Consider the following 25180-nt stretch of genomic DNA (forward strand, 5'->3'; position numbering starts at 1 on the left):
TTCTCCCCTATTCCTTCTCTGGTCGTGTCTTCTCGGTGTTGACTTCGATCAGGCTGGCGCGGCCCTGTCCGGCACGGTCGATCGCCTCGCTGAGGGCGCGGTCGAACCCATCGGCGCTTCCGGCGTGTTCGGCGTGCATCCCGTAGCCGGCGGCGATGGACACGAAGTCGACCTCGCCGAGGTCGAGCCCCGGGGCCTTGTCGACGTCGAGCATGTCCGCGAACCAGTCCAGGGCCCCGTAGGTGCCGTTGCGCAGCAGGACGATGATGACTCCGATGTTCTCCTCGACGGCGGTGCGCAGGGCCGAGATCGAGTAGTGGGCAGAGCCGTCGCCGATGATCGCCACGACCGGACGGATCGGGTCGGCCAGGGCCACGCCCATGGAGGCGGGCAGTCCCCAGCCGAGGCCGCCGGAGGCCGGGAAGAAGTAGGAGCCGGGCAGCTCGAGGTCCATCTGCGCCCAGAACGCCGCGTTCGTCGAGGTGGATTCGACGACGTAGCGGGTCTCGGCCGGCATCGTCTCGCGCAGACCGGCGAAGACCTCCTCCGGGTGGAGGACGCCGTCGGTCGCCGAGGTGGCCGGAGCGGCGATCGCCCGTGCCGGGCCGGGCTCGGCGGCTGGGTCGGCGACGTCGAGGGTCTTCGCCAGCGCCAGGAGCGTCTGCACGGGGTCGGCGATGAGGGCATCGCCGAAGGGCGCGCGGGCGGCGGCCGCGGTGTCCTCACCGATCTGGATGAGCTCGGTGGTCTCGGGCAGGTACTGACCCGGCTGCCACTGGTGATAGCGGAAGACCGGGGCGCCGATGACCAAGGCGAGGTCGTGGGACCCGAGGATCTGGCCGATCGGGGCGATGCCGGCGGGCAGGACTCCGCGGAAGTTCGGGTGCTGGTTGGGAAACGGCAGACGCGACAGCGACGGGGCGGCCCAGACGGGCAGGTCGAAGGCCTCGGACAGGGCGATCGTGGTGTCCCAGACGCGTTCGTCGTCGACCTCGGGGCCGAGGACGAGCACCGGCGAGGTTGCCGCTCGCAGCTTCTGCGCGAGTTCGGCGACGACGGTCGGATCGACGGTGCGGGCGGAGGTGACATGGCGGGAGAGCTGACCGATCCGGTCGGCGGGCACCTCGGCGTCCCAGTCGTCGTAGGGCACGGACAGATAGACGGGTCCGTGTTCGGAGGCGAAGACCGACTGGGAGAACGCGCGGGGCACATCGTGAGCGCTCAGGGGTTCCAGCGATTGGTGGACGAGGGGTTCGGCCAGTTTGGGAGCCTCGACATTGGCGAGCATGACCTCGGGCCCGATCATGTCCCGGACCTGCTGACCGGCGGTGATGACGAGCTTCGACTTCGAGATCGCCGAGTTCGTCAGGGCCCCGAGGCCGTTGCCCGTGCCCGAGGCGGCGTGGAGACTGACCAGCGTGGGCCGATTCGTGATCATCGAGTGGCCGTCGGCCATGGCCACGACGGCGGCTTCGTGAAGGCCGAGGATGTAGCGGGCGGGCAGGTCCTTGAGGAAGGGCAGCTCATTGGAACCGGGATTGCCGAAGATCGTCGTCATCCCGTGGAAGGCCATGATCTCGTGAACTGCTCGGCGAACCGTGACTGTCGTCATCGACGTGATGCTCCTTGATGTGGCGGATCTGCGGGCACCGCCGACCGAGGACTGTGGTGCACCTCTCGTCAGAGTAGTGACCCGGACCACCAGGAGCCACAGTATTTCCATTGATTGAGAATTTCCTCTCGGAATCGCTAGGATCGGGGCATGGCGAACTCCCGGTCCGGCGATGCGATGATCGATCGACTCGTGCGCGTGCTCGCCGCCTTCGATCCGGATCACCAGAGCCTGAGCACCGAGGAGATCGCCGCTCGTGCCGAACTGCCGAAGTCCACGGCCTACCGGCTGGTCGGCGATATGATGCGCCATGATCTGCTGCAGCGCGATCCCAGCGGCCGGCTCCGGATCGGAGTGGGGATGTGGGAGCTGTCGAACCGAGCCTCGGATGCCGTCGATCTCGCCTCGGTGGCCAGGCCGCACATGATGGCCGTCCATGAGTTCGTCGGCGAGAACACTCAGCTGGGGATCCTCCGCGAGCGCGAGGTGCTCATCATCGAGCGGATGTCGGCGCCGAACGCGGTCGTCCATCGCTCGAAGACGGCCGGGCGACTGCCGGCGCATGCGTCCTCGTGCGGGCTCGTACTGCTGGCCTATGCGCCCAAGCATGTGCGCGAGGCCTATCTGCGGGGGCCGCTGAACGCGCTCACGGAGAAGACGACGACGGACCCGGCCGCCCTGCGGACGATGCTCTCGACGATCCGGTCCCATCATTTCGCCGAGCTGTCGGGGCACATCGACGAGGGCACGACCGGCATCACGGTCCCGGTCTTCGACGGAGGCGGGATGGCGATCGCCGGACTCGGCGTCGTCATCGACTCCGAGCACAGGAAGGGCGTGCCCGCGATCATGCGGGCCCTGAGGACCGCCTCCGCGAGGATCACCCAGGACCTGGCTGTCCACGGCGGGGCGCTCGGCTGACCTGCCGCGAGCGCTTGCGGCCCGGGCGGCCGATAGACTGCGGAAGGAATCCAGACAGCGGGAGGATCATGAGAACCGAGGAATCGGCGATGACGTCGGAACAGCTCGACAGCCTGCGCACCCTGCGCATGGACTTCTCCCGGCTGATCATGCAGCATCGGTTCGTCGTCGACGAGATGCTCACGAAGATCTCGATCCTGCGCGAGGAGTCCGTCCACGCCCACAGCTACAACCCGATCGAGCACATCTCCTCGCGGGTGAAGTCTCCGCGGAGCCTGCTGGCGAAGATCCGCCGCCGCGGTCTGCCGCTGGAGATCGATGTCATCCGCAAGGAGATCACGGACATCGCAGGCATCCGCATCACCTGCAGCTTCATCGCCGACACCTACCATGTGCTCGAACTGCTCACCGCGCAGGACGACATCCGGGTCGTCGAGATCAAAGACTACATCGCCCACCCGAAGCCGAATGGCTATCGCAGCCTGCACGCGATCCTCGAGGTGCCCGTGTTCCTCCACGGCGGACCGGTGCCGGTCATCTGCGAAGTCCAGATCCGCACGATCGCCATGGACTTCTGGGCCAGTCTGGAGCACAAGATCCACTACAAGTTCAACGGCGACGTCCCCGACCGGCTGATCGACGAACTCACCGAGGCGGCCGACGCCTCCGACCAGCTCGACCGACGGATGGAGCAGCTGCACTCCGAGGTCCACGACCGGGCCCCGGCCGTCGACACCGGCGAGGACTTCGACGACGAGGCGATGCGGATCCTGTGGGACCTCAGCAGGCGCGAGGGCTAGACCTTTTGGGCCGGTAGGTGCGACCGAAACTGCGCGCGTTCGCCGTATCGATCATCGCGAGCTCCCAGTCGACCCGGCGCCCGCCCGGCACGTCGAAGATCCGGGTCCCGTCGCCGAGGAAGACCGGAGCCACATAGACCTGGAGTTCGTCGATGAGGTCGACTTCGAGCGCCTGCCGGGCGATATCGGCGCTGATGATCTGGATATCGCGATCCCCGGCAATCCGCTGTGCCTTCTCGACCGCCTCGGTGATGGTGCAGTTCATCGCGGTCACCGAGGCATCTCCCGCCAGCTCCTCGGGACGATGAGTGAGGACGAATTCCGTCCCCGACCACGCACCACCGTAGGCCTCGGAGGTCATCTCGTCGTGTTCATCGGCCTGCGCCCTGGCCGCGTCGTAGCCGCGGCGGCCGGAGATGATGACGGCGACCTTCGCCGCCATGCCCTCGGTGGTGCCCTCGGCATTCGGTTCGGAGGCCGAAAGCCATGACATGTCATGGCCCGGCCCGGCGATGAACCCGTCGATCGAGGCGGTGAAGCCCCATGCCACTTTTCCCATCACTCCCCCTTGAGCTGCGGCACCCCTCGCCGGTGATTGCAGAATGCAATCAGTTAACCATCGTTGCGACGTCCGATCAATGGTCTCTGTGACCGAGCAGGCCCGCAGACAGAGGAATGTTCTCCGCCATTTCGTCGTTCTGCTTGGACGGGCTAGAGGCCAAGCACCCGCTCGGCCGTCTGGGCACCGCCGACGAAGTCGCAAAGGTCGTGACGTTCCTGCTTTCCGATGACGCCTCGTTCGTCACCGGCGCCTACTACCTCATCGACGGCAGCTGCACGGCGGTGTGAGGCACTGAGCCGACTGCCACCAACCCCGTGTTCAACTTTTCGTAGTGTTCAAGTGTCCTGAACGTATGTCGATCATTGAACACTGGACTGGTCGCATCCCGGCGTTCATCACCCGCGCCCTCGAGGCACTCGCGGGGGTGGGGTTGCGCGCAGATTGGTCGGCCCTGACGAGCGATCTCGGCCGAGCCGCCTCCGGCACGCTGATCGTCGACGACGGCCACAGCACACACGAGTTCCCCGCCATTGCCCAGGCTTCAGCGAGCGCAGCCGACATCGCACTGCTCCCCCACGACGAGCAGACGATCCTCATCACCGATCGTGTGTCACAGGTCCGTGCTCAACAGCTCGCGGACCGCGGCCGGGGAGGATACCTGGATTCTGCGGGCAACGCCTCCCTCCGCGGAGAAGGCATGATTGTCGAGATCGCGGGCCAATGCAAACCAGGGTCGGCCCCGACCCGCGCGACAACTGCCCCATTCACCCGCGCGGGTCTGCCGGTGACCTTCGCGCTCTTGGCTGCCCATGACCTCCACGGCACCATTCCCACCCAGCGTGCGACCGCCGAGAGTTCGGGGGTCTCACTCGGCACGGTCAATCGAGTCTTCCGCGCCCTTCGTGAGCGCACTCCGCCGTTCCTGGAAGGACGGCACAATGACCTCACTCGACCAGACGTCCTCGAACGTGAATGGATCTCGGCGTATTCGGCACAGCAGCCCGCCGCCTGGCCGGAAGAGCGCTTTACCAGCGGCGTCTGGACCATTCCCGAAGGTCTCCTCAATATCCCTCTTCCAGAGGGCGCGCTGTTCAGCTCGGAAGTCGCTGCCGCACGGCTCGGAGCGTCGATCCGGCCGGCTTCAGTGCTCATCCACGTCGACGGAGACGATCGCACACGGAAGGAACTGATTCGGCACGGGCGACTCCGCAGAGACGAGACCGGCATGATCCGACTCCGACCGGCGCTGTGGCGGATTCCACCGGTCCCGACAGAGGGTCAGACCGTCCCTCGCCTCCTCATCCGCGCCGATCTGCTGCTCGAAGACGATCCTCGAACCGATGAGATCAGTGCCGAGTTCCGTGGAAACGACCGATGATCGACCTCACAGGTCGCATGGATGTTCCGGTGCCTGAAGACGTTCTCCGAGATCTGACGGCGCTCTGCCGGACAGCGGAGGTCGAATTCCTCGTCATCGGCGCGGCCGCACGAGACCTCGTCATCCACTCCCGCCAGCGGAGCGAACCCACCCGCGCCACGAAGGACATCGACATCGCTGTCGCGGTCCGCGGCGACGAGGATTTCCGCGCGCTCGCGCAGGTGCTTGACCGCAGAGGCAGAGCACCGCATAAGTTCATCGTGCACGGTCGGTGACCTTCTCCGACGGCAGCGTCTTCGACGCCACGGCAATCTCCGAGGCCCATTCGACATCGGTGACGGTGCGGTTTCCGCATGGAACCGAGGTGCAGGTCGCGTCGCCGGCGACACTGACCGCGCTGAAGATCCTCGCCTGGAGAGAGCGCCGCGCCGACAACCCCAAGGACGCGCTGGATCTTGCCACCATCCTGACTGCGATGTCCGAATCCCCCTTCGGCGACTCGGTGTGGAACGACGACGCAGCGCTCGAGGCAACAGGTGCCGATATCTTCGCGGCTGCAAGCTGCTGCTACGCACGGCTCGCCGCCCGACCCTTCACCCGTCATGACGGTCAGAAGGTGCTCGACATCCTCGGCGATCCGATCCAGCGGCCGCTGCTGATCAGACAGATGCGCACGGCGATGGCCGGCGATCTCATCGATGCCTACCTCACAGGATTCGCGGCAGGGCTCGCCTGACTCGGTCTCAGTGCTCGTGCCCGACAGCCACCCCGACCTCGTCCTCCTGACCGGGATCGATGACGACGAACTGACCCATCATCCCTTCGTCCTCGTGCAGGAGCATATGGCAGTGGTACATATACGGCAGGTGCGGGTCGGTGTAGTCCTCGAAGCGCATGAGGAGTCGGTAGACGCGATTCGGTTCGAGGTAGATCGTGTCCTTGCGCCCGCTCATCGGCACCGGCGGGGCCTCGCCGTCGATGTCGAGCACCTCGAACTGCACATCGTGGACATGGAAGCTGTGGGGAATCGGCTGCGAGCTGCGGACCTCCCACACCTCGGTGTCACCGACGTGGACGACCTCGTCGATGCGGCTCATATCCATCCTCTCGCCGTTGATCTCCCGCTCTGAGAGCTCGAACTTCCTGGTCTTGACCGCATCGGCCTCGTCCATCGCGTCCTCCTCGGCCTGCCGCGACGGCGACCACGCGGGCTCGGGCGAGGCCGCCAAGTCATCGGCGGCACGGAATTCGACGACGTCGAAGGAATCGGATCCTCCCATCGTCGACGGAACCGCAACCCCGCCGAGGTCGACCTCGGCCGAACGCATCCGCACGATCTCGCCCGGGGAGAAGTCCACGACCACCTCGGCGCGCTCTCCCGGCGCCAGCCGAAGCCGGTCCACCTGGGCGGGTTCGTCGAGGAAGCCTCCGTCGCCGGCGATGAGCGTCATCGGCCGGTCGGGGAACTCGAAGGCATAGGTGCGAGCCGTCGATCCGTTGAGCAGGCGCAGGCGGACCTTTTCGGTCGTGACCTTCTGCACCCCTCCGATGGTGCCGTTGACCATGACGGTGTCACCGAGCATCCCGGGCTCGGCACCGTCGTGGGTGAGTTCGAGCTCACCGTCTCCGTCGAAGGACTTGTCCTGGACGATGAGCGGCAGATCGTCGACGCCGTACTCATGCGGCAGTTCGGCCTTCCTGCTCGCATCGTCTTCGACGATGAACATTCCGGCCAGCCCTCTGTACACATGGTCCTCGGTCTGACCGTGCGGGTGCGGGTGGTACCACAGGGTCGCGGCGGCCTGGTCGATCTGCCAGTGCGGTGTCCACGTCTGCCCGGGCTCGATCATCTGGTGCGGTCCGCCGTCCATCTCCGCCGGCAGATGCATTCCGTGCCAGTGCACACTCGTGGCCTCCGGCAGCGCGTTGTCCACGTCGACTGCGATCTCCTCACCGCGATCGGCCCGCAGCGTCGGTCCGAGGAAGTCGCCGTCGAACCCCCAGGTGCGGGTGGACCCGTCCTGGCCGGCGAACTCGCTCCTGCCCTCCTGCGCGCTGAGGTCGAAGGTGCGGACTCCGTCCTCGACGTGCGAGTCGGCAAGCGGCGGGACGGCCAGTTCGTTCGTGAACTCGGGTTCCGTCACCGAGGTGGTCGAGACCCCGCATGCGGCCAGACCGGCCGCGACGAACAGCGAGACGGCCGCGACCGCCGCGGGTCTGCGCAGTCTCATCGTTCCTCCCGCCGACCGAGCAGCGCCTGGATGCCCGCGGCAGCCAGACCGGCCAGGCCACCGACTCCCGCACCCATCGCCAGGCTGGGAATGAACGCCATGAGCATGGCGGGACCGGCGCCGATCGCCCCGGTGCCCGCAAGCAGCCCGCCGAGGGCGAGGTTGATGAACCCGTGTGCCGCACCGCAGATGGTCAGGGTGAGCACGGGCCGGGCGACGCGGGCGAAGCCGACGGTCCCGATCCACACCGCACCGGTGATTCCGATGAGGACGAACGCCCGGAGCGGCCCCTCCCCGAGGACCGGCCACAGCCCGGTCAGCGGCCACAGCAGGGCCAGAGAGGACAGGCCGACGATGAGCGGCCAGGACAGAGGATCTCGTGTTCGGGGTTCGTCATTCATACCCTCAACCCTCCTGCTCCGCCGGCTGCGGCACATCGACCCCGAATCGTCACCTGCCTTCGCCCCGCGACGCGGTCACAGTCGCCCGCAGGCGACTGCCCGATCGACACCGAACGACTGCGCCGGTGCTCGAAGCTCCGTATTCTGGACCCATGGCCATCGACGATGCAGGAGCGACGGACGGGGCTGCGCGCACGCGTGAGCACCTCGACTCCCGACTGATCGACGCCTCCCTGGCGGTGGCGATGACGCTGGTCATCGCCTTGGTCATCGCCGCCGATTCGGCACAGACCTCACCGTTTCCCGGCCTCGTCTGGGCCGCCGGATTCGGAGCGCTGATGCTTCTGCGCCGGCACTTGCCCATCATCGTGCTCACGGTCACCGTCCTCGGCATCTTCGCCTATTACGCGCTCGATCTGCCGCCGATCGGCATGGTGCTGCCGGCCGTCGGCGCCCTCTACTCGACCGCCGAGCTGCGGCGCACCTCCTGGGCCGTCATCGGCGCCGCGGTCCTCGTGACCGTGTCCTCCTTCTTCCGCTTCGACGACCTCGACCCCCGCGCCCACCTCACCGGCTACGGATTCGTCACCGAACTGGCCCTGGCCGCCGCGGCGATCGCGCTCGGATCCGTGGTCCGACTGGTCCGGCACACACGTGCCCAGGCCGCTCACATCGCCGCGCTCACCGCCGCGGAACAGGCCCGGGCCGCGGCCTCGCGCATGCAGGCCCAGCGGATGCGGATCGCCCGCGATCTCCACGACACGATCGGTCACACCCTGTCCGTGGCGGCCCTGCACACCTCGGTGGCCGCCGAGGCACGCGACCCGGAGGAGGCGGCGGCCGCCCTCGAACGGGTCCGCAGCGCCACCTCGGAGGCGCTGCGAGAGCTGCGGGGCACGGTCAAGGTCCTCCGCGACGAACCGCTCGATCGGGCTCCCGCTGCGACGCTGGGTCTGGCCTCGCTCGAACAGGTGGCCGAGTCCGCCCGAGCGGCGGGTCTCGAGGTGAGCGCGGAGGTCGACGTCGATCCGGCCCGACTGCCGCGTGATGTCGATGCCGTGGCGTTCCGAATCGTGCAGGAGTCGATGACCAACGTCCTCCGCCACTCGACGGCGACGCAGGTGGCCATCGCCATCGGCCTCGACGGAACCGAGCTCGTCCTCGACATCGCCGATGACGGCACCGGGCCCGCCCACGACCCGGTGGAGGGGACGGGGATCCGTGGCATGCGCGAGCGCGTGCACCTTCTGGGCGGAGACTTCGCGGCCGGTCCCGGCGAGGGCGGATTCACCGTCCGCGCCCGGCTGCCCGCGGGCCCGCCGGCTGATGACGAGGAGAGCCCATGAGCCCGAACGCACCGATTCGCATCATCATCGTCGACGACCAGGAACTGGTCCGAGCCGGTCTGCGCCCCCTGGCCGAGCGCGATGAGGACATCACCGTCATCGCCGAGGCGGCCGATGGCCGAGCCGGTCTGTCCCATGTGCGCCAGCTGCGCCCCGATGTCGTGCTCATGGACATCCGCATGCCCGTCATGGACGGCATCGAGGCGACACGGGCGATCGTGGCCGATCCCGCTCTCGACGGGGTGAGAGTCCTCGTACTGACCACCTTCGACGAGGACGAGAACGTCTATTCGGCGATCCGAGCCGGGGCCGCCGGCTACCTGCTCAAGGACGTCTCCCCCGTCGATCTGCGCACAGCGATCCGCACGGTCGCCGCCGGCGACGCCCTGCTCGCACCGTCGATCACCGCCGCGGTGATGCGCGCCGTGGCCGATGGCCGCACTGCCGACCTCGACGCCGGTGCCCTCGAGGGGCTGAGCGAAAGGGAGGTCGAGGTGCTCACCTGCATCGGTCGGGGCCTGACCAATGCCGAGATCGCCGCCGAGCTGTTCCTCAGCCCGGCCACGGCACGCACCTATGTCAGCCGACTGCTCACCCGCCTCGACGCTCGCGATCGCTCAGCCCTCGTCGTCCTCGCCTACGAAACCGGTCTGGTGCGTCCCGGTGGGCAGCCTCGACGCTGAGGCTCTGTGTGCGGAGCCGATTCCCATCGAACGTCCTTCGATCTCTGAGAGCATGCTCTGCTTCGTGGAGTAGCCTCGAAGCAGAGTCCAAACGGCTTGGACCGTTGACGATGCCGAAGGTGATCGAAGATGAACACGCCGAAAGTCAATGACCGTCCGAAGAGCCAGTCGATCCGTCTGGGCAGGTCCGCTGCCCTCTTCCTCCTCATCGGCATCCTCGGATTCCTCTTCGTCAAGGTCGTCGGCCCGATCCTGCAGACCGGTCCCGAACTCGTCGTCGAGTCGATCATCTCCGGGGTGCCGCTGCTCATCGCCGCAGGCTGTGCCATCGCGGCCGTGACGGCCAAGCTCGTCAAGAGCCTCCGTCGCTCGGCCGCCTGAGTCCGTCACTGCGGGTGCGCGACGATATCGTCGACCGCGAGGCCCGGGATGACCCTGTTGGCGCTCACCACTGATCGTGGTCGAAGACCTGGCAGAACACGCTGGTCATCTGCTCGCTGAAGAGGACGAACTGGAGTTCTGCGATCGATTCCCAGCGTCCGCGCTCACGTCCTTCGACGATGACGCTGTGGGCCGCCTCGGCGACGTCCCTGGCCGACCAGCCGTAGACTCCCCCACCGATGGCGGGGAACGCGATCGAGGTGGCCCCGACCTCCTCGGCGAGGTTGAGGCTCGATTCGAAGCAGGATTCGAGGAGCTCCGGATCGGCCTCACCGGCGTGCCGGTTCGGACCGACCGTGTGGATGACCCACGTGGCCTCGAGGTCACCGGCGGTCGTGGCCACGGCCTGGCCCGGCGGCAGACCCCGCACATGGGTCGTCTGCCTGACCTCGCGACAGGCCTCGAGCAGTGCGGGACCGGCCGCGCGGTGGATGGCTCCGTCGACCCCGCCGCCTCCGAGCAGAGACGAATTCGCGGCATTGACGATGGCGTCGACGGAAACCTCGGTGATATCGCCTTCGAGAACCGTGATCTTCATGTCTCGAGTCTAGACAGACTCCGCGGCGTTGCACACCGGGCGTAGCCTGGAGGCAGCGCGAAGGAGGCTCGTGAAATGTGCAGACTGCTCGGTTTCATCTCTCCCACCCCGACCACGGCCGCGGATCTCATCGGTGTCGATGACTGCCGCCAGTGGCAGGCGATGGGCAGCATCTACGATGACGGCTGGGGCACGGCGTGGATCGATCCCGGCGCCGAGGAGGTCACCCGGTTCCGCACGCCCGGCGAAGGGGCCGACGATCCGCGGCTGACACGAGCCTTGGATGCCCAGAGAACGGAAGCGCGGATCTGCCATCTGCGGATGGCCACGACCGGGCTGAACGATCGTGAGGAGAACACGCACCCGTTCCTCGCCGAGGGCATCGCGCTGGCGCACAACGGCTCGGTGCGTCCGGTCCAGCGGCTGCGCGAGTTCGTCAGTGCCGCGGAGGCCGATCAGATCGGCGGCACGACTGATTCGGCGATCGTCTTCGCGCTCGTTCTGCGCCGGGCCCGCCATGGCGAACCTCTGCTCGACGCGGTCACCGGCACGGTGAGGATGCTGCGGGCGGACTTCGACCACCCGGGAATCAACCTCCTGGTGCTCACGCCCGAGGAGATGATCGTCGTCCACGCCACGGCCGGCACCGAGGTGCCCTATCTGCAGGGGCCGCTGCCGCCGGACCATCATGATCACTACTACCGGATGAGCTGGCGGCGCTTCGCCGACGGGGCGACGATCGTGTCCTCCTCGGGGCTCGAACATCGAGGCTGGAGTCTGATCGAGCAGAACACGATCATGCGGCTGACCGTCGCGAATGGCGCGGAGACGATCGTGCGGCTGTGAGTCAGGCCTTCTGGACCGTGATCGTCCAGCTCGCGTCGGTGACCCGATCGAAGTGGGTGACCGGGTAGCCGTTCTCAGCCGCCCACTGCGGGATCGCCTCGGTGGCCTGAGTGCAGTCGAAGTTGATGACGAGTTCATCACCGTCGGCCAGGCCGGTCATGGCCTCCTTGGCTTCGACGAGGGGGAAGGGGCAGACCTGGCCGTCGGTTTCGAGTACCTGCTTCATACTGTCCTGCTTTCTGCCGCGGGCACTGCCGCCCGCGACGTCGTGGGTTTGATGGTGGCCTTGGCGGCGATTCCGGCGCCGGCGATCATGAAGACCATCGAGACCCAGCCCTGGTATTCGAACTGGGCGGTCGAGACCATGGCGTTGCCGACGGTGCAGCCGCCGGCGATGGCCGCGCCGACACCCATGCCGATGCCGCCGAAGATCGATTTGATGATCGTGTCCTGATCGGGCACGCGGATCCGGAACTCTCCGGAGGCCTTGGCCGCGATGAACGAGCCGATGAGGATGCCGAGCACGAGCATGACGCCCCAGTCGATGAGCTCGGTGTCGCCGGTGGCGAGGTATCCGGTGAGGTTCGCCGAGGGAGTGGTGATGCCCAGCCCGGAGTTGCGTCCCGTGGCCGCCGACAGGGGCCAGGCGATCGTGGCGATGATGCCGATGACCACGGCCGTGGCGAAGGGGTTCCACCGCTTCTCCGTGAGCAGATGGGCCAGTCCCCGCTTCCTGGGCGGCAGCGCGGCCATCGGGGTCTTGAGCTTGCGCGCGTGATGGACTGTCAGCCAGACGGCGATGGCCGAGATGAGGACGACGAAGACCCACGGGCTCAGCCCCGTGCTCGCCTGCAGGCTGCCGTTGTCGAGAGTGATCGAGCGGATGCCCTCGGTGAAGCCGGCGGCCGGGCCCAGCTTCATGAACGCCGAGAACAGGGCGTAGAAGATCAGTGCGAGCCAGCTGCCCACGAGTCCCTCACCGGCCCGGTAGTACGTGCCGGTGGCGCAGCCGCCGGCCAGGACCATCGCGGCGCCGAAGATCAGCCCGCCGACGATCGCGGCCAGCCACGGGAACGGCTCCGCTTCGAGAGTGATGACTCCGGCGTTGTTGAGCAGGAACAGACCGATCGAATGGACGGCGATGAGGACGATGAGGGCGGAGAACCAGCGCGTGTTCCCCGTCAGCGTGAGATCGCGGAACGCTCCGGTGACGCAGAATCGGCCGCGCTGGAACACGAATCCGAGAACCATTCCGACGACGAGGCCAGTGATGATCATTGAGCTGTTTCCTTTGGATGATGGGAGTGCAAGACGAGCGACAGCAGCCCATTTTGCTCAACAATCACCATCGAGTCAACGCCGCCCCGTCACATCCGGTCATACGCGTCATCGCGACGACCCCGCGACGCGATGTGATGCACATCTCCTCAAAAGTATCTTGACGTCAAGATAGTTCGGGGACATAATTTAGGTATACCTTACCTAATGAGGAGGGGTCAGGATGAATAGGAATCCCGCACTGACAGAAGTGCAGTCACTCGCACAGTTCGTCGATCAGGCCTCGCTGGACATGCTCAGCGACACCGCGCTCGAGCAGCTCAAGATCCGCGTCCTCGATACGATCGGCGTCGCCATCGGAGCCCTCGACGCGCAGCCGCTCAAGGAGATCCGGGCACTGATCGAGGACCTCGATGCCGGAGGCGGAGCCACACTCATCGGCGGCGGCCAGGCCAGCCCCGATCACGCGGCCTTCTTCAACTCGGCCCTGAGCCGGTATCTCGACTTCATGGATGCCTACCTGGCCAAGGGCGAGACCAACCACCCCTCGGACAACATGGGCGCGGTCCTCGCCGCGGCCGAGCGGGCCGATGGCTCGGGGGCGGACTTCCTCACGGCCTTCGCCGTGGCCTACCAGATCCACGCGCGCCTGTCCGATGTCGCCCCCGTGAGGGACCTCGGCTTCGACCACACGACGCAGGGAGCCTTCGCCGCCGGGGCCGCCTCGGCCAAGGCCCTGGGACTGGGTCCCGAGCAGATCGCGAACGCCGCCGCCATGGCCGGGACCGCGAACGTCGCCCTGCGCGTCACCCGCACCGGTGACCTCAGCCACTGGAAGGGACTGGCCTATCCGCACGTGTCGAAGGAAGGCGTCTTCGCGGCACTGCTGGCCGCCCACGGCATCACCGGCCCGGCCGAGGTCTTCGAAGGCAACAAGGGCTTCAAGGCTCTGGCCGGTGACTTCGAGCTCGACTGGTCGGCCGAGGACCTCGAGAAGGTCACCGACACGATCATCAAGAAGCACAATGCCGAGATCCACTCCCAGTCCGCCCTCGACGCCGCCCAGGAGATCAGGGCCCAGGACGGCTTCCGCGCCGATGCCATCGCCAGCGTGGAACTGAGGACCTTCGACGTCGCCTACTCGATCATCGGCGGCGGCGAGGAAGGCGATAAGCGCACCATCCGGACCAAGGAGGAGGCCGACCACTCGCTGCCGTGGATGGTCGCCGTCGTCCTCCTCGACGGACAGCTCAATCCCGAGCAGTACGATCCCGATCGGATCACCGCGGAGGACGTACAGGGCCTCATGCACAAGGTGGCGATCACACCGTCGGACGAGTTCAGCGACCGCTTCCCCGACCACATGTGCGCCGATCTCGTCGTCACCCTCGACGACGGCACACGGTTCCACGCGAGCACCGACGACTACGAGGGATTCGTCACCAATCCCCTCGATTGGGCCGGTGCCAGGCGGAAGTTCGACGCGCTGACCTCCCCCTTCGCCGAGGCGGAGCTGCGCGATGAGATCGCCGAACTCGTCCACGACCTCGAGCACCATCGGGTCCGCGAACTCACCGAGGCCCTCGCCCGCGTCCCCCAGACTCGCAGCTGAGGCTGCGTCACCCAGCCGGAGAACCCGGCACCCGCCGGCGGTCAGCCGGCACCCCGTCGGCAGTCAGCCGACATCGAAGAAAGGAAATACCATGTCGAACGCCATCGATTTCGATGTGTCCATGAACTTCGTTCCCCGCGCCCACCGGCCGGCCAAGCCCCGCACCGTCGGGATGACCGAGATCCGCGCCCCCTACTACTCGACCTTCGGCACCCGACACCTGCAGGACGTCTTCGACGTCGCCGGGCAGTGGGTCGACGGCATCAAATGGGCGGGCGGCTCGTTCTCGCTCGTCCCGGCCGAACAGGTGAAGGCCTTCAGCGACATCGCCCATGACAACGGCGCGTACGTATCCTCCGGCGGATGGATCGAAACGGTCCTGCGCTACGGCGATGACGCGGTCGATCAGTACCTCAAGGAGGCCAAGGAGGTCGGGTTCGACGTCATCGAGATCTCGACCGGCTTCATCATGCTGCCGACCTCCGGTCTCGAGCGCCTCGTCGAGAAGGTCGTCAAGGCCGGCCTCAAGGCCAAGCCCGAACTCGGCATCCAGATCGGCTCGGGCGGAGACTCCGGAGAGGCCGAACTGGCGGCCGAGTCCGCGAAGGACATCGGCGACCTCGTCGATCGCGGCCAGCGGGCGCTGAATGCCGGAGCCTCGATCATCATGGTCGAGTCCGAGGGCATCACGGAGAACGTCGAGGAGTGGAACACGGCGGCCGCCGCCTCGATCATCAACGGTCTGGGCCTGGAGAACGTCATGTTCGAAGCCGCCGACGGGCCCGTCTTCGAGTGGTACATCAAGAACTACGGAAACGAATGCAACCTGTTCGTCGACCACTCGCAGATTCTCCAGCTCGAGGGCCTGCGCCAGAACATCTGGGGCAACAAGTCCACCTGGGGACGGGTGATCAACCCGGCTCCATGAGCTGAGACGGCCGACTGAGTCGGCCCGATTCGGCACAGGGAAGGCGCCGACGGATTCCGTCGGCGCCTCTGCCATGCCGGCCTGCCTCCCATTCATTGAGAACGGGATCGCCTCGCTCACGTGACCGGGCGCACACTGAGGAGGACGAAACAGGCAAGGAGGCCCGAGTGCCAGAACTTCAGACAGACGTCGCGATCGTCGGTGCCGGTCCCGCGGGACTCATGCTCGCTCACCTGGTGCACAATGCGGGCATCGACTCGGTCGTCATCGACAACCGCAGCCGCGACGACATCGCCCACACCCACCGTGCGGGGATCCTCGAAGCGGGATCGGTGCGCATGCTCGAGGCCGCAGGGGTCGATTCCCGCGTCCACACCGCGGGCCACCGTCATGACGGGATCACCATCCGCGTCGACGGGACCTCCCACCTCTTCGACTTCCCCGAACTCGTCGGCGAATCCGTCTGGCTCTACCCTCAGAACGAGATCTTCGTCGACCTCGCCGCCGCCCGCGAGCGCACCGGACGGCCGATCCACTACTCGGTGTCCGACACCCGCCTCGGCGATATCGAAAGCGAACGGCCCTGGGTGGCCGCCACCACCGTCGACGGCGAGGAGCTTCGCATCGAGGCCCGATACGTCGTCGGCTCCGACGGCTCCCGCGGACCCTGCCGGGCGATGATCCCCGACACCACCCGGCAGCGGTACTTCCACGAGTACCCCTTCGCCTGGTTCGGCATCCTCTGCGAGGCCCCGCCCAGCCACGAGGTGCTCGTCTACTCCCGCTCCGAACGCGGCTTCGCGCTGATCTCCCAGCGCAGCGACACCGTCCAGCGCATGTACTTCCAGACCTCCCCGGGCACCGATGCGGCCGACTGGTCCGATGATCGGATCTGGACCGAACTGCAATCCCGGGTCGCCGGGCCCGACGGCTTCGAGCTCAGGACCGGGACGATCACCGACAAGACGGTGCTGCCGTTCCGTTCGGCCGTGACCGAGCCGATGCAGCACGGTTCGCTGTTCCTCGCCGGCGACAGCGCCCACACGGTCCCGCCCACCGGGGCTAAGGGCCTCAACCTCGCCTTCGCCGATGTCTCCGTTCTCGCCCCGGCCCTGATCAGCGCGCTCAAGGACTCCGACGCCGAGGCTCTGGCCGGGTATTCGCAGACCGCGACCAAACGCGTGTGGAAGGCCCAGAACTTCTCCTACCAGATGACCCGGATGCTCCACGCCGACCCCGGTCAGGATGCGTTCGAGACGAAGCGCAGCCTCGGCGAGCTCCATTCCATCCTCGATTCCGAGCACGGTCGGCGCTACCTGGCCGAGTGCTACACCGGATGGCCCAACGGCTGATCCCCCTCCCGCTGCCCACAGTGATTCCAACCGATGGAGAAAGGTTCGACGATGAGTCCACAGCAGACCTCGGACACCGCCACGGGCCCCGATGACGCCACCGAGTCCCAGGCGACGCTGTCGCAGGAGATCGCAGACATCGAATCCGCGTACAGGAAGGACGTGGAAGGCGGGAAGGCGCCGGAGACCCAGCCGCGGCTGGACTACCGGCCCTACCGGTCCTCGATCCTGCGGCACCCGACGAAGGACCCTCGCCACGCCGATCCCGAGACCATCGAGCTCTTCTCCCCGGCCTTCGGGCACCGTGACATCGGCACCCTCGAATCGGACCTGACCGTCCAGGCCGACGGCGAACCCATCGGCGAGCGCATCCGCGTCACCGGGCGGGTCCTCGACGGTGAGGGTCGGCCGGTCCGCAATCAGCTCGTCGAGATCTGGCAGGCGAACTCCGCCGGTCGCTACATCCACAAGCGCGACCAGCACCCGGCCCCGATCGACCCGAACTTCACCGGTGTCGGACGCACCCTGACCGGCGATGACGGCTCGTACTCGTTCACCACGATCAAGCCGGGCCCGTACCCGTGGAAGAACCACCACAACGCGTGGCGGCCGGCCCATATCCACTTCTCGCTCTTCGGGTCCGAGTTCACCCAGCGCATGATCACCCAGATGTACTTCCCGGGCGACCCGCTGTTCGCGCTCGACCCGATCTACCAGTCGATCACCGATCGATCAGCACGCGACCGCCTGGTCGCGACCTATGACCACAGCATCACCGAGCACGAGTTCCTCATGGGCTACAACTGGGACATCGTGCTCACCGGAGCCAACCGGACCTGGATGGAAGAAGACGACGATGACTGATCTCACCGCGACCCCGGACCTGACGCCGACGCCCGGACAGACCGTCGGCCCGTTCTACGGCTATGCACTGCCCTATGACCATGACAGCGAACTCGTGCCCGCGGGCTCGGCCCGGGCCGTGCGCCTGCACGGTGTCGTCTACGACGGTGCAGGTGTCCCCGTCCCCGATGCCCTCCTCGAGATCTGGCAGCCGGATGAGAACGGCACCGTGCCCCGCGCGACGGGATCGCTGCGCCGAGACGGCTTCACCTTCACCGGCTTCGGGCGCGCCGCGGTCGACCCCGAGGGCGAGTACAGCTTCTCCACCGTCGACCCCGGACCCACCGAGCCGGGCAAGGCGGCCTTCATCAGCGTCGTGATCTTCGCCCGGGGCCTGCTCAACGGCCTCTTCACCCGGATCTACCTCCCCGAGGACACCGAGGCCCTGGCCGCCGATCCGCTGCTGTCCTCCCTCTCGCCGTCGGAGAGGAACCGCCTGATCGCGGCCCGAGGGGCTGACGGATCGCTGCGTTTCGACATACGGTTGCAGGGTGAGGAGGAAACACCCTTCCTCCGTTTCCCCGGCCACGAGGACTGACACCAATGACCGACACCGCCCATACCCGCCTCCTCTTCGCCCCCGGCGATCTGCGCGGCGCCGAAGCCATCGATGACGACGCGCTCATCACCGCGATCGGCCAGGTCGAGACGGCCTGGATCATCGCCCAGGCACGGGTGGGGCTGGTGTCATCGGAGGTGCGCACCGAGGTCGCCGCGGCCATTGACGCGACCATCCGGTCGCTGACGGCCGATCACGCCGAACTCCAGACCCTGGGAGAGAGCGCAGAGGCGGGAGGCAACCCCGTCATCCCGTTCCTCGGCCTCGTCCGCACCCGGCTGAGTCCGGAGGCCTCACGCTGCCTGCACCGGGGGCTGACCAGCCAGGACGTCATCGACACCGCGATCGGACTGCTCGTCTCCCGTGTCGTCCGGCAGATGCAGGCCCGCCTCGAGGTCATCGGCGCCTCCCTCGTCCACCTGTCCGAAGCCCATGCCCAGACTCTGTGCCTGGCCCGCACGCTGACTCAGCCGGCGCTGCCGACGACCTTCGGACTCAAGGCCGCGGCCTGGGCCGCCGAGGTCAACGAGGTCCAAGGCCAGGCCCCCTTCGTCGACTATGTGCAGGTCGGAGGCGCCGCCGGCACCCGGGCGGCGATCCGCTGGTTCGCCGGGGAGTCGACGGACTCCCTGCTGCACGAGTTCCACATGCAGATGGTCGGCCCCGATGCCGCGCTGACGCAGATCCCCGTGCCCTGGCACACCGACCGGGTCCGGATCCTGACCTGGGGATCCCACCTGGCCCAGTGCGTGACGGTCGGGGCCTCGATCGCCCGCGACGTCCTCGTCGGCGTCCGCCCCGAGGTCGGGGAGCTGTCCCTGGCCTCGACCGGCGGATCCTCGGCGATGCCGCACAAGTCGAACCCCACCTCGGCGGTGCTGCTCCACCGCAACGGAATGCGGGTGCCCGGGGCACTGTCGACCCTGACCACGGCCGCCGCCGAAGCGGTCGAGGAACGCTCCGACGGGGCCTGGCACGCCGAATGGCCGGCTCTGTCCGAACTGATGACGCTGGCGATCTCGTCGCTGATCATCCTCGATGAGATGATCGCCGGTCTCACGGTCGATGCCGAGGCCATGCGTGCGAACCTCGACGCCGCCGGTCCCGGACTCTTCAGCGAGAAGCTGGCCATCGTCTACGGCGACCGGCTGTCGAAGGACGAACTCGCCGCCATCGTCGCCGACGGCACCGACCCCGTGGCCGCGCTGCGGGAGGCCGTCGGCGACGAAGACGGCATCGAGGACTTCTTCAGCCCCGAACGCTACCTCGGCGAGGCCGAGGACATCCGCCGGAACATCCTGGCCACCATCGACCAGTCCGGGCCGCAGGAGATCGACCTGCCGACCTTCGACTGATCCCCGACAGAGAGAGTGACATCCATGGAGCTGACCGCATCCGTTCTCGCCGCGCCGACGACCTCGACCGGTGAGGCCCGGGTCCTCGTCGTCCTGCCCTCCCTGGGCACCTCGGTCGGGGCACTGTGGCAGCAGGCCGCCATGCAGCTGGCGGAGCTGAGCCCGGAATCGACGGTCATCGGCATCGACCTTCCCGGCCACGGCCGGTCGGCTCCCATCGACGTCCCCGCCGGCAGCACGGTGGCGCCGAGGATGACGGTGCGCGAGCTCGCCGAGGCGGTGCAGTCCACCCTCGCCAAGATCCTGCCCGATGTGGCCGCCCCGGGAACTCCCGTCGACCTCGCCGGTGATTCGATCGGTGGGGCGATCGCCCTGCAGCTGGCCCTCGACCATCCCGAGAGCTTCGGTCGGGTCGCCGTGTTCTGCACGGCGGCGAAGATCGGCGAGGCCTCGGCCTGGGAGGAGCGGGCGCAGACCGTGGCGACCTCGGGCACGCCCACGCAGATCATCGGCTCGGCCCAGCGGTGGTTCGGTGAGGGGTTCATGGACCGTGAGCCCGAGGCTTCGGCGGCGCTGCTGCACTCGCTGCAGGACGCCGACCGGTTCTCCTATGCTGCCCTGTGCTACGCGCTGGCCGAGTTCGACGTCCGCCGGCGTCTGCCCGAGATCTCCCTGCCGCTGCTGGCCGTCGCCGGGTCCGAGGACCAGCCGACGCCGGCGACGAAGCTCGCCGAGATCGCCGGCGAGGTCCCCGGTGCCCTGCTCGAGGTCATCGAGGGTGCGGCCCACCTCGTTCCGATCGAGGCCCCGGCCGTGACCGCCGGGCTGCTCGACGACTTCCTGCGCGGGAAGGGGCTCGGCGGCGGTGCCAGTGGAAGCGGTGCCGTCAGCGACGAGTCCGCACCGGCAGTCGCGCTGCCCACGGCCTCGGGCCCACGTGAGGCCAGCCGGGACGAGGTGCGCGAGGCGGGCATGACCGTCCGGCGCCAGGTCCTGTCCGATGCCCACGTCGACCGGGCGAATGCGAAGGTCGACGAGTTCACCACCGACTTCCAGGACCTCATCACCCGCTATGCCTGGGGTGAGATCTGGACCCGTCCGGGCCTCGACCGGCGCATGCGTTCGGCCATCACGCTCACGGCCATGGTCGCCGGCGGCCACGAGGCCGAACTCGCCATGCACGTCAAGGCGGCCCTGCGCAACGGGCTGAGCCGTGACGAGATCAAGGAAGTGCTCCTCCAATCGGCCATCTACTGCTCGGTGCCGAGCGCGAACACCGCGTTCTCCGTGGCCGCTCAGGCCCTGGCGGAGGTGGACGAGGCAGAGGAGTGATCCACTCCCCCTGAGCGCCCACCCGGCACGGGGCCCTGTTCGAATCGTCACATTGGGCCATCTCAACTGTCGACGAGCCGAAATCGGCAATAGGCTGGTGCGGTCGTGTTCCCACCGTCTCCGAAGGAGTCCTATGAGCGAAGCCCCGGTCTCTCGCGGAGTCTACAAATTCGCCGTCTTCGCCCTGGCGATCGGTGCCTTCGGCATCGGGGTGACCGAATTCGCAACCATGGGTCTGCTGCCGATGATCGCCGAGGAGCTCGGCATCACCGTGCCGCAGGCCGGTCACGCGGTGTCCTTCTACGCGATCGGCGTCGTCATCGGCGCGCCCCTGATCACGACGATCGCGGCGCACATGGATCGCAAGCTGCTGCTCCTGTGCCTCATGGGCCTGTTCGCCCTGGGCAACCTCGTCTCGATGCTCGCCCCGACTGCGTCCCTGTTCAACATCGCCCGGTTCGCCTCCGGACTGCCCCACGGCGCCTATCTGGGCATCGGCGCCGTGGTCGCCGCCTCGCTCGTGCCGGTGGGCCGCCGCGGGAGGGCCATGTCGCGGGTGATGCTGGGGCTGACGATCGCGAACATCTTCGGCGTGCCCTTCGCCGCGGCACTGGGCAACCTGTTCGGCTGGCGCAGCGCCTATGCCCTCGTCGCCGGCCTCGGCGTGCTCACCGTCATCATGGTCGCCGTCGGCGTGCCCCGCGTGAGCGTCGGCGCAGGTGAGGTGCCCTCGGCCCGCGGCGAGATCAAGGCGCTCGGTCGCGCGCAGATCATCCTCACCCTCCTGGCCGGGTCCGTCGGCTTCGGCGGCATGTTCGCCGTCTACACCTACATCACCCCGACCATGACCGAGATCGCCTCGGTCCCGTCCGTCGCCATCCCCTGGGTGCTGGCCGTCTACGGACTGGGCATGACCGCCGGCTCGCTCATCGCCGGTCCCCTGGTCGACAAGTCCATCGAGCGCTCGGCCACCGGCGGCATGATCCTCTCGGCCCTCGTCCTGGCCGCCTTCGGAGCCTTCACCCATATCGCGGCGGTCGCGATCATCGCCCTCTTCCTCATCGGCGTCTCGGGCTCGATGATCACCACGGCCCTGCAGATGCGCCTGTTCCGCGAATCCCAGGACGCCCCGAGCCTGTCCGCGGCGATGAACCACGCGGCATTCAACCTCGCCAATGCCATCGGCGCCTGGCTCGGCGGCATCGTCATCACCGCGGGCCTGGGCTACCGGGCGCCGGCCTGGGTCGGCGTCGGACTGTGCCTGGCCGGGCTCATCGTCATCTCCGTCGCGATCTTCCTGCGCCGAGGCGGCTCCTCCAGTCCCAGCAGCCGCTCGGTCGTCGACAGCTGAGCCCCGAGCTGCCGCGTTCCCGCGGCTGACTCGCGGCCGCCTCGAACAACGGGTCTGCATCAGAGGTCTCTGCCGAGACACCGGTCGGGTTCCGAGACACCGGGGCGCGCGGTATATTTCAAGCTGTTTGTGACAGCTCGGTGTTTTCTGGGCTATTGATGCCGGCGTGGGTCGGTGGGCCAGCGGCTATGGGGCTGGTGTGGAATCGTTCCGGATGCGCGCAGTGACGGGCCTCCAGAGTGGCTTGGCGACGGGCCCGGACAAGCTCGGTACGTCCGTGATGGACATCGTTGGGAGTGTAATAATTCAGGCCGCTGTGGCGGTGGTTCGCGTTGTAGTCAGCAATGAACGCGGCCATGTAGTCACGAGCATGATCGATGGATTCGAACCGGGTGGGAAAGTCCAAGTGGTACTTGATGGTCTTGAACGTCGATTCACTAAACGCGTTGTCATTCGACACTCTGGGCCGGGAAAAGGACAGCTTGATCCCCAGCGACTGAGCGAACTGGACAGTCGTTGCCGCGCGCATGGGAGCCCCGTTATCGGCGTGTAGCACGGTCGGGTACTGCTGGTTAGTTGCCACAGCCTGATCGATCATGGTCTGAGCATGGACGGATTTCTCGGAAGTCTCGACCCGGTGGCCAACGATCTTGCGGGAGAAAACGTCCATGATGGCATAGAGGCGATAGATGACCTTGCCGGGACCGCGCAGCATCGTGATGTCCCAACTCCACAGTTGGTTCGGTGCGCAGGCAGCGTGGACCGGCTTAGGCCGTTTGGGCTGGTTACCACGGCGCTGGGCGCGACGGTCTCCGTTCTGCCCGTGTGCGGCCACCACTCGGTGAGCCGTCGACGCGGAGAATGGCACCTGCCCGGCATCGAGCATCCGCCAATACGCCTGGGTGACAGACAGGCTCTCATAGTCTTCAGAGTTCAACAGCGCCATGAACGCATCGGCCTCGGCGGTGGTGATCCGACTCGGGTAGTCGCGTTCCTTCTGCGGCACCTGCACCCCGGCCGGGACCGCCGGATTCTGGTGACGGTACCAACTCGTACGATGCACACCCATCAACTCGCAGGCCGCCGTGATCGACCAGCCGACCCTGATCAGATCGCCGATGAACCTGAACCCGATTGCCTTTACTGTGGCGGGCTCATCCAGTCCGGCCTGGTCGCCTCGACCTCGGGCAGCGTCGGGTCTGTCGCGGTCGCGCTCTTGGACATCGCTTCCAAGAGCGCGGACGCTTTTCCCAAGATATCGACCGCAGCTTCAGACTTGGCCAGTTTGGCCTTCAACGCTTCGTTCTCGGCCTGCAGCTGTGTGAGTTGCTTCTTCTCAGCGGCTTTGAGCTTGTTGTCACTGGGATTGCCATTCAACCGATCCGATCGCGAGGTCAGGCAACCATTTTCTCTGTCCACGAACCACTGATAGATCGTTCTGGGATTGACCCCGACAGTCCGAGCCAACTGGGCTTTAGAACCCATCTCGATACATTTGTCATATTCGTCCAGGATCTCGAGTTTCTGGGCCGTGGTGAAATGCCCGCGGCTCGAGGAACGGGACGGAACTTCAAAAGACATAACAGACTTCTCTCCCCGCCAATATTGTCAGATAACTGTCACAAGACAGCCTGACACAGAGGGCGCGCGCAGTGGTCTCGGCGCTCCACCGTTGTCTCGACGCTCCACCGGGGCGCGCGCAGTGGTCTCGACGCTCCGCCGTTGTCTCGACGAGGCAGCGCTCAAGAGGTGGTCGTGTTCGGATACTTTTGGGCCGCAAGAGCATCCGAACACGACCAGTAGTCGGCCGACTATACGATGAGGGCATGGACCATCCCGCGCAGAGTCGCTCCCATGCCCTGATCCATCCCCCGAAATCGCTTGCCCTCATGCTGCAGACCGCCCTGGCCGCCCTCGCCCTTGTACTGCTGGCCGGATGCGGAGCCTCCGATCCGGAGCAGGATTCCGCCAGCGACTCAGGCAGCGACTCCGCGGCAGCTGATTCCTCGGCCGAGGCCGCCGCGGGCACCTGCTCCTACCCCACCGGTTCGCAGCCTGCAGCCAAGGATGTCGAGGTTCCGCCCCAGACCCCGCAGGCGACCGGTGAGGTCGAGGCCGCCATCGCCACGAGTGCCGGCGATCTGGCCGTGACCCTCGACGCCGAGGGCGCACCCTGCACCGTCAACAGCTTCCTGTCCCTGGCCGGGCAGGAGTATTTCGACGACACCGACTGCCACCGCCTGACCACCGAGGGCATCTTCGTCCTCCAGTGCGGTGATCCGACCGGAACCGGCAGCGGTGGCCCCGGCTACTCGTTCGCCGATGAGCTCGACGGCTCCGAGACCTACCCGGCCGGCACACTGGCCATGGCCAACGCCGGTCCCGACACCAACGGCTCCCAGTTCTTCGTCGTCTACGACGACAGTCCCCTGCCGGCCGACTACACCGTCTTCGGGTCTCTCGACAAGGAGAGCACGAAGACCGTCGCCGATATCGCCGCCGAGGGCACGGACTCCGGGGCCGGCGACGGTGCGCCGAAGGAGAAGGTGACCATCGAGTCCGTCACTGTCGCCGAGTGAGACCGGGCAGAGGCTCGAGGCACCCGCAATGCTCGGACCTCCTAGCAATCTCAAGGTCTGAGACTCCGAGTGCGCATTTCCTGAGACGGGCGTAGTGTCTATTCGTCGCCGTCGACGCTGTGCCCGCACAGCACCGACGGCCTTTTCCATTGACACGAGCACCACCCGCCCG

The 25180-nt window shown here is 67.0% G+C and carries 27 protein-coding genes and 2 pseudogenes; 20 read left to right on the forward strand and 9 right to left on the reverse strand.

What is annotated here, in order from left to right:
* Positions 1-7: 7 nt before the first annotated feature.
* Positions 8-1612, reverse strand: a complete 1605-nt coding sequence (mdlC, locus tag IG171_RS12870; protein ID WP_212127820.1) for a benzoylformate decarboxylase — start codon at positions 1610-1612, stop codon at positions 8-10.
* Positions 1613-1762: 150 nt separating this feature from the next.
* Between mdlC and IG171_RS12875 the strand changes: the two genes are divergently transcribed.
* Positions 1763-2533 carry an IclR family transcriptional regulator gene (locus tag IG171_RS12875; protein WP_212127821.1) on the forward strand — a complete coding sequence of 257 codons (771 nt, stop codon included), beginning with the start codon at positions 1763-1765 and terminating at the stop codon, positions 2531-2533.
* A gap of 68 nt (positions 2534-2601) precedes the next feature.
* On the forward strand, positions 2602-3333 hold the full coding sequence (locus IG171_RS12880; RefSeq protein ID WP_249203682.1) for a GTP pyrophosphokinase family protein: 732 nt from the start codon (positions 2602-2604) through the stop codon (positions 3331-3333).
* Here IG171_RS12880 and IG171_RS12885 read toward each other — a convergent pair.
* Positions 3314-3892, reverse strand: a complete 579-nt coding sequence (locus IG171_RS12885; RefSeq protein ID WP_212127822.1) for a dihydrofolate reductase family protein — start codon at positions 3890-3892, stop codon at positions 3314-3316. The two genes, IG171_RS12880 and IG171_RS12885, sit on opposite strands and share 20 nt — an antisense overlap.
* Before the next feature lie 146 nt (positions 3893-4038).
* Here IG171_RS12885 and IG171_RS12890 point away from each other — a divergent pair.
* The 4 genes and pseudogenes from IG171_RS12890 to IG171_RS12905 all read left to right on the forward strand — a co-directional run.
* Positions 4039-4182 (forward strand): annotated as a pseudogene (locus IG171_RS12890) (SDR family oxidoreductase); the annotation flags it as partial.
* 65 nt (positions 4183-4247) lie between these two features.
* On the forward strand, positions 4248-5273 hold the full coding sequence (locus IG171_RS12895) for a type IV toxin-antitoxin system AbiEi family antitoxin (RefSeq protein WP_212127824.1): 1026 nt from the start codon (positions 4248-4250) through the stop codon (positions 5271-5273).
* Between the two features lie 29 nt (positions 5274-5302).
* The gene (locus tag IG171_RS12900) at positions 5303-5548 is read left to right on the forward strand and encodes a hypothetical protein (RefSeq protein WP_212127825.1); all 246 of its coding nucleotides are present in this window, start codon (positions 5303-5305) and stop codon (positions 5546-5548) included.
* Entirely contained in the window at positions 5545-6009 is a 465-nt protein-coding gene (locus IG171_RS12905; protein WP_212127826.1) for a nucleotidyl transferase AbiEii/AbiGii toxin family protein, read from the forward strand. Before IG171_RS12900 ends, IG171_RS12905 begins: the two co-directional genes overlap by 4 nt.
* 7 nt (positions 6010-6016) lie before the next feature.
* Here IG171_RS12905 and IG171_RS12910 read toward each other — a convergent pair whose 3' ends face one another.
* Together IG171_RS12910 and IG171_RS12915 are read right to left on the reverse strand one after the other, a co-directional pair.
* Positions 6017-7504, reverse strand: a complete 1488-nt coding sequence (locus IG171_RS12910; protein ID WP_212127827.1) for a multicopper oxidase domain-containing protein — start codon at positions 7502-7504, stop codon at positions 6017-6019.
* Entirely contained in the window at positions 7501-7905 is a 405-nt protein-coding gene (locus IG171_RS12915; RefSeq protein ID WP_212127828.1) for a hypothetical protein, read from the reverse strand. Before IG171_RS12915 ends, IG171_RS12910 begins: the two co-directional genes overlap by 4 nt.
* 152 nt (positions 7906-8057) lie before the next feature.
* Here IG171_RS12915 and IG171_RS12920 point away from each other — a divergent pair, with 152 nt between their 5' ends.
* The 3 genes from IG171_RS12920 (at position 8058) to IG171_RS12930 (ending at position 10315) form a co-directional block, all read left to right on the forward strand.
* Positions 8058-9251: a sensor histidine kinase gene (locus tag IG171_RS12920; protein ID WP_212127829.1), complete on the forward strand. Its 1194-nt coding sequence runs from the start codon at positions 8058-8060 to the stop codon at positions 9249-9251.
* Positions 9248-9934 (forward strand): response regulator transcription factor, encoded by a 687-nt coding sequence (locus IG171_RS12925; protein ID WP_212127830.1) that lies wholly within the window; start codon positions 9248-9250, stop codon positions 9932-9934. The genes IG171_RS12920 and IG171_RS12925 overlap by 4 nt, the downstream gene beginning before the upstream one ends.
* 129 nt (positions 9935-10063) lie before the next feature.
* Positions 10064-10315: a hypothetical protein gene (locus tag IG171_RS12930; RefSeq protein WP_212127831.1), complete on the forward strand. Its 252-nt coding sequence runs from the start codon at positions 10064-10066 to the stop codon at positions 10313-10315.
* A 64-nt stretch (positions 10316-10379) separates the two neighbouring features.
* Here IG171_RS12930 and IG171_RS12935 read toward each other — a convergent pair whose 3' ends face one another.
* Positions 10380-10913: an O-acetyl-ADP-ribose deacetylase gene (locus IG171_RS12935; RefSeq protein ID WP_212127832.1), complete on the reverse strand. Its 534-nt coding sequence runs from the start codon at positions 10911-10913 to the stop codon at positions 10380-10382.
* A 75-nt stretch (positions 10914-10988) separates the two neighbouring features.
* Here IG171_RS12935 and IG171_RS12940 point away from each other — a divergent pair, with 75 nt between their 5' ends.
* Entirely contained in the window at positions 10989-11759 is a 771-nt protein-coding gene (locus IG171_RS12940; protein ID WP_212127833.1) for a class II glutamine amidotransferase, read from the forward strand.
* A 1-nt stretch (position 11760) separates the two neighbouring features.
* Here IG171_RS12940 and IG171_RS12945 read toward each other — a convergent pair whose 3' ends face one another.
* Together IG171_RS12945 and IG171_RS12950 are read right to left on the reverse strand one after the other, a co-directional pair.
* A complete protein-coding gene (locus IG171_RS12945) occupies positions 11761-11985 on the reverse strand; it encodes a sulfurtransferase TusA family protein (RefSeq protein ID WP_212127834.1) in 225 nt (74 codons plus the stop codon).
* Complete coding sequence (locus tag IG171_RS12950; protein ID WP_212127835.1) at positions 11982-13037, reverse strand: YeeE/YedE family protein; 1056 nt, start codon at positions 13035-13037, stop codon at positions 11982-11984. The genes IG171_RS12945 and IG171_RS12950 overlap by 4 nt, the downstream gene beginning before the upstream one ends.
* A gap of 223 nt (positions 13038-13260) precedes the next feature.
* Between IG171_RS12950 and IG171_RS12955 the strand changes: the two genes are divergently transcribed.
* The 9 genes and pseudogenes from IG171_RS12955 (at position 13261) to IG171_RS12990 (ending at position 22429) form a co-directional block, all read left to right on the forward strand.
* The gene (locus IG171_RS12955; RefSeq protein WP_212127836.1) at positions 13261-14649 is read left to right on the forward strand and encodes an MmgE/PrpD family protein; all 1389 of its coding nucleotides are present in this window, start codon (positions 13261-13263) and stop codon (positions 14647-14649) included.
* Between the two features lie 91 nt (positions 14650-14740).
* A complete protein-coding gene (locus IG171_RS12960) occupies positions 14741-15577 on the forward strand; it encodes a phosphosulfolactate synthase (protein ID WP_212127837.1) in 837 nt (278 codons plus the stop codon).
* Positions 15578-15744: 167 nt separating this feature from the next.
* Positions 15745-16929, forward strand: a complete 1185-nt coding sequence (locus tag IG171_RS12965; RefSeq protein ID WP_212127838.1) for a 4-hydroxybenzoate 3-monooxygenase — start codon at positions 15745-15747, stop codon at positions 16927-16929.
* Between the two features lie 51 nt (positions 16930-16980).
* A complete protein-coding gene (pcaH, locus tag IG171_RS12970) occupies positions 16981-17793 on the forward strand; it encodes a protocatechuate 3,4-dioxygenase subunit beta (RefSeq protein WP_212127839.1) in 813 nt (270 codons plus the stop codon).
* The gene (pcaG, locus tag IG171_RS12975) at positions 17786-18370 is read left to right on the forward strand and encodes a protocatechuate 3,4-dioxygenase subunit alpha (RefSeq protein WP_212127840.1); all 585 of its coding nucleotides are present in this window, start codon (positions 17786-17788) and stop codon (positions 18368-18370) included. The genes pcaH and pcaG overlap by 8 nt, the downstream gene beginning before the upstream one ends.
* 5 nt (positions 18371-18375) lie before the next feature.
* Positions 18376-19746 (forward strand): lyase family protein, encoded by a 1371-nt coding sequence (locus tag IG171_RS12980; protein ID WP_212127841.1) that lies wholly within the window; start codon positions 18376-18378, stop codon positions 19744-19746.
* A 24-nt stretch (positions 19747-19770) separates the two neighbouring features.
* Positions 19771-20556: pseudogene (locus IG171_RS19090) on the forward strand (alpha/beta fold hydrolase); the annotation flags it as partial.
* A 105-nt stretch (positions 20557-20661) separates the two neighbouring features.
* Positions 20662-21078 carry a 4-carboxymuconolactone decarboxylase gene (gene pcaC / locus IG171_RS19095; protein ID WP_249204347.1) on the forward strand — a complete coding sequence of 139 codons (417 nt, stop codon included), beginning with the start codon at positions 20662-20664 and terminating at the stop codon, positions 21076-21078.
* 133 nt (positions 21079-21211) lie between these two features.
* A complete protein-coding gene (locus tag IG171_RS12990; protein WP_212127843.1) occupies positions 21212-22429 on the forward strand; it encodes an MFS transporter in 1218 nt (405 codons plus the stop codon).
* Between the two features lie 118 nt (positions 22430-22547).
* Here the strand turns inward: IG171_RS12990 and IG171_RS12995 are convergent, their stop codons facing one another.
* Both IG171_RS12995 and IG171_RS13000 read right to left on the reverse strand, forming a co-directional pair.
* Positions 22548-23498: an IS3 family transposase gene (locus tag IG171_RS12995; protein WP_249203629.1), complete on the reverse strand. Its 951-nt coding sequence runs from the start codon at positions 23496-23498 to the stop codon at positions 22548-22550.
* 71 nt (positions 23499-23569) lie between these two features.
* Positions 23570-24010: a transposase gene (locus IG171_RS13000; protein WP_212127466.1), complete on the reverse strand. Its 441-nt coding sequence runs from the start codon at positions 24008-24010 to the stop codon at positions 23570-23572.
* A 245-nt stretch (positions 24011-24255) separates the two neighbouring features.
* On the opposite strand from IG171_RS13000, the gene IG171_RS13005 reads away from it, so the two are divergent.
* Positions 24256-25008: a peptidylprolyl isomerase gene (locus IG171_RS13005; protein WP_249203683.1), complete on the forward strand. Its 753-nt coding sequence runs from the start codon at positions 24256-24258 to the stop codon at positions 25006-25008.
* The last annotated feature ends 172 nt before the right edge of the window (positions 25009-25180 follow it).

It is taken from the genome of Brevibacterium sp. SMBL_HHYL_HB1 (assembly GCF_018208375.1).
In the GTDB taxonomy this organism is placed as follows: Bacteria; Actinomycetota; Actinomycetes; order Actinomycetales; family Brevibacteriaceae; genus Brevibacterium; species Brevibacterium intestinavium.

Coding starts and splice junctions, on each gene's coding strand:
- mdlC (WP_212127820.1), bottom strand. CDS start 1,612: ATGACGACAGTCACGGTTCGCCGAGCAGTTCACGAGATCATGGCCTTC.
- IG171_RS12875 (WP_212127821.1), top strand. CDS start 1,763: ATGGCGAACTCCCGGTCCGGCGATGCGATGATCGATCGACTCGTGCGC.
- IG171_RS12880 (WP_249203682.1), top strand. CDS start 2,602: ATGAGAACCGAGGAATCGGCGATGACGTCGGAACAGCTCGACAGCCTG.
- IG171_RS12885 (WP_212127822.1), bottom strand. CDS start 3,892: ATGGGAAAAGTGGCATGGGGCTTCACCGCCTCGATCGACGGGTTCATC.
- IG171_RS12895 (WP_212127824.1), top strand. CDS start 4,248: ATGTCGATCATTGAACACTGGACTGGTCGCATCCCGGCGTTCATCACC.
- IG171_RS12910 (WP_212127827.1), bottom strand. CDS start 7,504: ATGAGACTGCGCAGACCCGCGGCGGTCGCGGCCGTCTCGCTGTTCGTC.
- IG171_RS12915 (WP_212127828.1), bottom strand. CDS start 7,905: ATGAATGACGAACCCCGAACACGAGATCCTCTGTCCTGGCCGCTCATC.
- IG171_RS12920 (WP_212127829.1), top strand. CDS start 8,058: ATGGCCATCGACGATGCAGGAGCGACGGACGGGGCTGCGCGCACGCGT.
- IG171_RS12925 (WP_212127830.1), top strand. CDS start 9,248: ATGAGCCCGAACGCACCGATTCGCATCATCATCGTCGACGACCAGGAA.
- IG171_RS12930 (WP_212127831.1), top strand. CDS start 10,064: ATGAACACGCCGAAAGTCAATGACCGTCCGAAGAGCCAGTCGATCCGT.
- IG171_RS12935 (WP_212127832.1), bottom strand. CDS start 10,913: ATGAAGATCACGGTTCTCGAAGGCGATATCACCGAGGTTTCCGTCGAC.
- IG171_RS12940 (WP_212127833.1), top strand. CDS start 10,989: ATGTGCAGACTGCTCGGTTTCATCTCTCCCACCCCGACCACGGCCGCG.
- IG171_RS12945 (WP_212127834.1), bottom strand. CDS start 11,985: ATGAAGCAGGTACTCGAAACCGACGGCCAGGTCTGCCCCTTCCCCCTC.
- IG171_RS12950 (WP_212127835.1), bottom strand. CDS start 13,037: ATGATCATCACTGGCCTCGTCGTCGGAATGGTTCTCGGATTCGTGTTC.
- IG171_RS12955 (WP_212127836.1), top strand. CDS start 13,261: ATGAATAGGAATCCCGCACTGACAGAAGTGCAGTCACTCGCACAGTTC.
- IG171_RS12960 (WP_212127837.1), top strand. CDS start 14,741: ATGTCGAACGCCATCGATTTCGATGTGTCCATGAACTTCGTTCCCCGC.
- pcaH (WP_212127839.1), top strand. CDS start 16,981: ATGAGTCCACAGCAGACCTCGGACACCGCCACGGGCCCCGATGACGCC.
- pcaG (WP_212127840.1), top strand. CDS start 17,786: ATGACTGATCTCACCGCGACCCCGGACCTGACGCCGACGCCCGGACAG.
- IG171_RS12980 (WP_212127841.1), top strand. CDS start 18,376: ATGACCGACACCGCCCATACCCGCCTCCTCTTCGCCCCCGGCGATCTG.
- IG171_RS12990 (WP_212127843.1), top strand. CDS start 21,212: ATGAGCGAAGCCCCGGTCTCTCGCGGAGTCTACAAATTCGCCGTCTTC.
- IG171_RS12995 (WP_249203629.1), bottom strand. CDS start 23,498: ATGGGTGTGCATCGTACGAGTTGGTACCGTCACCAGAATCCGGCGGTC.
- IG171_RS13000 (WP_212127466.1), bottom strand. CDS start 24,010: ATGTCTTTTGAAGTTCCGTCCCGTTCCTCGAGCCGCGGGCATTTCACC.
- IG171_RS13005 (WP_249203683.1), top strand. CDS start 24,256: ATGGACCATCCCGCGCAGAGTCGCTCCCATGCCCTGATCCATCCCCCG.